Origin of the sequence: Lactiplantibacillus garii (assembly GCF_003885105.1) — a bacterium.
Classification (GTDB): Bacteria; Bacillota; Bacilli; order Lactobacillales; family Lactobacillaceae; genus Lactiplantibacillus; species Lactiplantibacillus garii.
This window is the reverse complement of the sequence record NZ_QWZQ01000119.1, coordinates 1-868: the sequence shown is the minus strand read 5'-3', so window position 1 is coordinate 868 and position 868 is coordinate 1. Positions and strand designations below refer to the sequence as shown.

The following is an 868-nucleotide window of genomic DNA, read 5'->3' as shown; positions in this document are numbered from 1 at the left end:
ATTGTATGTAGTGTGCTTGGTTTTTATTTTATCTAATTAATTATTATTTATCTGTGTAAGAATTCTAGAAGCAACTGTATTCCAAGAGAATTCATTACGGATACCCTTGGCGCATTCTGTAGCCTTAGTTTGAAAACTTGAATCAGAAAGTATACGATTCAACGAAACGGCGGTTTGCTGAATTTCAAATTCTTCGGTACCGGAAGTAATCACTAAACCACTGCCACGACTAACAAAATAGGGCATTTCAAATTTATCTCTGACCAAAATGGGTAGTTCGTTTGCCATAGCTTCTAAGAAGACGAGACCATAGGCTTCAAAATAAGAAGGCATGGCAAATACGGAAGCAGTCTTCATCAATTTGGCAACGGTATCATAGCCAACGGCTCGTAAAATTTGAATGCCGGTTACCTCACGGCATTCGGTGGGCTCGGTTTCAGGACCTGCAATAATCAGTCGGACGGAAGTGTCGTTTTGATATAATAATTTAAAGGCCTCATCAACAATCTTGCCACCTTTTCTATAAAAATCACGACCAATAAATAAGATTGTTTTCTTAGCACGTTTTGTTGATGTATTGGTATCTATCGGTGTGTTAATACCACCACCTACATAAATAACCTTTTTCTTTCCCTCGTTCTGGAGAAAACTTTGAAACCAGTGTGACATTGTAAAAATGGTGGTATTAGCGTGATAGATGTTTTCCTGAAATTGCATTCGTTTATTAAACAGACTATCATTATCAAACTTAAAACCACTGTAATTAAATGTTTTTGGGTCATTATTTTTTAAATTAGCAAGTACGCTGAAACTTAAATCTTGATAAATATAAGTATCCGGGCGATCTACTAAGTCACCGATTTGCAAG

1 protein-coding gene is annotated in these 868 nt (G+C 36.4%); it reads right to left on the bottom strand.

The annotated features are described in order from the left end of the window. Positions 1-36 precede the first annotated feature (36 nt). Positions 37-868, bottom strand: an 832-nt coding sequence (locus D1831_RS14240) for a glycosyltransferase family 4 protein (protein WP_125073456.1), incomplete at its 5' end; no start/stop codon positions are given.